Source organism: Kineococcus vitellinus, assembly GCF_009906315.1.
GTDB lineage: Bacteria > Actinomycetota > Actinomycetes > Actinomycetales > Kineococcaceae > Kineococcus > Kineococcus vitellinus.
Genome location: NZ_JAAALL010000381.1, coordinates 1 through 3,491 on the forward strand (window position 1 = coordinate 1; position 3,491 = coordinate 3,491).

General features: G+C 72.9%; 2 protein-coding genes. Both read right to left on the reverse strand.

The features are described 5' to 3' along the window. Window positions 1-1,225, reverse strand: a 1,225-nt coding sequence (locus GTQ99_RS21175; RefSeq protein ID WP_166617676.1) for a metallophosphoesterase family protein, incomplete at its 3' end; no start/stop codon positions are given. A gap of 88 nt (window positions 1,226-1,313) precedes the next feature. Beyond that, window positions 1,314-3,371, reverse strand: a complete 2,058-nt coding sequence (locus tag GTQ99_RS21180; protein ID WP_166617677.1) for a helicase HerA domain-containing protein — start codon at window positions 3,369-3,371, stop codon at window positions 1,314-1,316. Window positions 3,372-3,491: the final 120 nt, after the last annotated feature.

Below are 3,491 nucleotides of genomic sequence, written 5' to 3' on the forward strand. Positions count from 1 at the left end.
CCGCCGGCTGGTCCGGGTCGGCGAAGCCGCCGATCTCCACGTCCTGCGAGGCCTCCCGCAGGTGGCGCTCGCCCTCGGCGACCACCACCGGGCGCAGCGGCTCGGCCAGGCCCACCGCACCGGCCCAGTCGGCCACCCACCCGCCGTACGCCTTGGGCAGGTCGGCGGAACCGGCCGTCAGCATCGAGGTGGAGATGCCCTCCACCACGCGCTCGCCGTCGTCCTCGACGACGTCGGGGCGCCGGAAGTCCGGCATCCACACCAGGGCGTCCTTCGTCAGCGCGGCCAGCGCCGGCTGGTCGATGCCCTGGCGGACGCTGGTGGAGCAGTTGAGCACCACCTGGCGCACGATCGCGTCGCCGACGTCGACGGCCGCGAGGTTCTGGCGGATCAGCTCCTCGACCTGCGCGCCGCTGAGGCCGCGGGCATCGATGCGCGGCAGGTCGTGCTGGGCGCGCTGGGCGATGTACTGCGGGGTCACCTGCACGCGCCCGTCGGCGTGGACCTCCACCAGCAGCCAGCCGCGCCCGCCGGCGGGGTCGGAGAAGCCCCGGCGCACCAGCGACCCGGCGTACCAGACGCCCGGCAGGATCTCGCCCATGCCGTGGTAGTGGCCCAGCGCCTTCAGCGCGAAGCGCTCGTCGGCCAGCACGTCCAGCCCGATGGGCACCTCGCCGGGCGAGTCCACGCAGCGGAACACCTCGTGCCCGGGCAGCATCGCCGCGCCGTGCGCGGACAGCACGTTGACGGCCCCGTCCACCGGTTCGGGCAGCAGCCGCTCGGACTGCGCCAGCCCGTAGTGGCTGATCACGTGCAGGACCAGGCCGTCGGCGACCTCGAAGACCCGGTACGGCTCGGTGACGTAGTGGATGCCGCGGTCGGGGTCGTTGATCGCCGCGGTGGCCGGGGACTTGCCCCGCTCCGCGGAGGCGTCGTGGTTGCCGGTGTTGCCATACACCGGGATCCCCGCCCGCGCGAAGCTCTCCATCTGCTGGCGCATCCACACGATGTCGCCCACGGCCGGGTGCGAGCGGTGGAAGTCGTCACCGCCGGCGACGACGAAGTCCACGCCCGCCTCGACCATCGAGCGGGTGACGGCGCGCACCGCCAGCATCCCGTCGCGGGTGCGCATGTTCAGCCCCGACGCCGGGTGCACCCGGCACCGCGCGGCGTACCCCACGTGGGCGTCCGCGTACACGCCGAACCTGACGACCGGCTCGCTCACCCGCTGTGCTCCTCCATCGAGACGACCATCGACCGCTCCCACCGTAGGCAGCGCCTCCGACACGGCGGCGCCCACCCGCTCCCGCGGCTCAGAACGGCGGGTCGTCGTCGATGCTGCCCAGCCCCCCGCTGAACGCCCCGTCGCCGGGCAGGCCGACGAAGGCGCCGGGGGCGATCCCGCCGGTCGCGGCGTGCTCGCGCACCCGCTCGACGGCCTCCTGCACGGCGGCGCCCCGCCGCGGCGCGGCCACGCTCGCCCGCGCGGGGCGGGCGGCCACGAGCGGACCCCCGCCGGCCAGGGCCGGCACGCCCGCCAGCACCGGCAGCCCCAGCCGCAGCCTGGCCCGGCTGATCCAGTGGTGGTTGTCGGTGCGGAACTGCTCGAAGTCGGTGTAGGCGGCCAGGAACACCGGCGCCTTGGTGAAGCTCAGCGGCGAGACCGGGCCGGTGACCATGAACGGGTACACCTTCGGCTTGGTCGAGTCCGGCGGCGAGAACGCCCGGTACAGCTTCAGGTGCTCGGGGTCGTCCAGCTGCTCGGCGACCTTGGCCAGGTCCGCGCCGCCGAGGCCGTAGCCCATGATGCGCACCGCCATCTGGTCCCAGCAGTCCGCGTTGATCGAGCGGGGCGACTGGCTGATGAGCGTCCAGCCGATGCCGAACTTGCGGGTGTCGCGGAAGTAGCCGGCCAGGTCCGCCGACAGGGCTCTGACCTCCTCGTCAGCGGCCAGGTGCAGCGGCGGGGCGTAGCGCCAGGCCTCGTCGAAGACGACCATCGTGTTCAGCGTCTCGCCGAGGCGGAAGGCGGCCTCGGAGGCCTCCTTCAGCGTGCGGCACGCCTTGCGCAGGATCGCGGCCTTGATCGAGTCCTGGTCCAGCACGCGCAGCGCCTCCAGCGCACCGGCCTGCTCGGGTCCGGCCAGCAGGCTGGAGACCCACGAGACCTGCCCGGAGGTGGACATGTCCAGCACCAGCAGCGGCGCCGGCGCACCGGCGCGCGCCTGCTGGTCGAAGACGTGCGAGATCGTCCCCCACATCGAGTGCCGCTTGCCACCGCCGGGGTTGGCGGGGCTGAAGAGGTTGTGCAGCGGCTGGAACTGGCTGAACACGTCGGCGAAGCGGTCGGCGTCGCCGAGGACCTCGAAGACCGCGTCGCGCAGGCGGTTCTGCCGGGTCTCGTCCACGTAGATGCGCCCCAGGACGGTGAAGTCGCTCAGCGCCTGCAGCAGTTCGCGCAGCAGGCTCGCGGAGTCCTCGGTGTCCCAGCCGGTGCGCTTGCGCAGCACCTTGACCAGCTCGTCGACGAACAGCCCCGCGGTCTCCGGCGCCATCTTGGTGATCTCACCGGTGAGCTTGGTCTTGGCCAGCAGCTCCCCGAACAGCGGCGCGTCCTTCTCCAGGCGCAGGTCCTCGCTGACGCGGCGCACCACGACCTCGCGGCCCAGTTCCGCCGCCCACGCCTGCAGCGAGAACGGGAATCCCGTCTCGGAGGAGAACTGCCCCTGCGGGTCCACCACGATGATGCCCTGGTCGGGGTTGCGCATCTGCCCGGCGAGGAAGTACGTGGAGAACGCTGTCTTCCCGCTCCCGGACATGCCGAAGACCCCGGCGTGGAAAGCGCCTCTGTCCCCGGAGAAGTCGCGGATGGACATGGGGATGCGCACGTCGCTCGTGCCGTGCAGGTGACCGAGGTGGTGCAGGTCCTCCTCACCGCTCATGAGCTCGTCGAGGACCTCGTTGGTGACGCGGCGCACGGCGGTGCCGGTGGGCGGGGACATCCGCAGCGACGGGCCGGCCTGCACCCACGGGGCGCCGGCGCTCCCGGCACCGGTGCGCTTGTAGCAGGCCTGCAGCTTGATGGCGGCCGCGCGCACGTCACCGCTGTCGCCGGACATGCCGGGGATGTGGCCCTTGGTCTTGACCACCCCGCGCAGCAGCGGCTGGGAGTGCCACTGGTTGAGGGTGGTGACCTCGGTGACGGTGCCGAGGGCGAGCTCCTCACCGCCGGCGGAGGGCTGGGTGAGCAGGAGCATGGACCCCACGAGGGGTTCGTGGATCGCCGTGTCCAGCAGGTCGAGGGTGACCTCGTAGTTGGAGGAGGGGGTGCCGACGACGGCGACCTGCTCGGCGGTCTCGATCGGGTCCACTCAGCGGCTCCTTCGGGTGGTTCGCGTTCCGTCGTGCTGCTCGTTCTGCTCCTCGCCCTGCCCGCGCGCGCCGCTCACCGGCTGCCCCCGGCGCCCCCGGCGCGCGCGGGCAGGGCGAGG